A 678-nucleotide genomic window follows, 5' to 3' on the forward strand; every position below is an offset into this window, starting at 1 on the left:
AGGGAAGCCGACCTTCTTGCCCTTGCGACTTCCGTGTTTTGAGCTAGACCAGTTGGATAGAGCCTGTACTAAGTCGGCAATTCCCGATGCGTAACACTCCTTGGAGTTGGTGGCCCACCAGGGCGCGACCTCGTCCTTCTCTTGGTTCCACTGTTTACGAAGAGCCTCAAGAGTCCACGGCGTAGATGGGCAACTCGCGTCTTTCTTCTTAGCCTCCATGTCTGACTTGACTTTGGCTAGTGCCCAGTTGTAGGCGACTCTTCTAGCTCCGAAGTGAGATCGGATGAGAGAAGCCGACTTCGGATCTTTTGGCCACTCTAGCTCAAATGAAGCTCCTGTAACCGTCCATCCAGTCGGAGCCTTCTCTCCAGTATCGTCGCATAACCCGAAGAGTACACTGACCGACTCTAGAGCATCTCGGTATTGCTCAAAATCTCCAGCTAGCGCGACTTTCCTGGTCGGTTTACCGTCATCGAGAAGAACTTTGCCTCCGGTGAGATCGGATACTTTCTGAGCCTGTACTTTTGTGCGCATCACTGCAATCATGAGCACACCGCATCAATAGCACGCTGAGCTTTGTTAACAGCTAAACGACGACCATAGAGACGAGCGCATAGTGACGTGAGCAGCTCTGTGACATCTCGTACTAAGTCGCAATATCGTTAACTTAGGGTCCAG

At 51.8% G+C, this 678-nt stretch carries 1 protein-coding gene and 1 pseudogene; both read right to left on the bottom strand.

What is annotated here, in order from left to right:
• Nucleotides 1-546 (bottom strand): helix-turn-helix domain-containing protein (locus FEAC_RS14390; protein ID WP_236684677.1); only part of this gene is annotated, 546 nt, incomplete at its 3' end.
• Nucleotides 543-653: pseudogene (locus tag FEAC_RS16050) on the bottom strand (IS607 family transposase); the annotation flags it as partial. The gene FEAC_RS14390 and the pseudogene FEAC_RS16050, both read right to left, overlap by 4 nt.
• Nucleotides 654-678 lie beyond the last annotated feature (25 nt).

The sequence above is a fragment of the Ferrimicrobium acidiphilum DSM 19497 genome (assembly GCF_000949255.1).
GTDB classification, from domain to species: domain Bacteria; phylum Actinomycetota; class Acidimicrobiia; order Acidimicrobiales; family Acidimicrobiaceae; genus Ferrimicrobium; species Ferrimicrobium acidiphilum.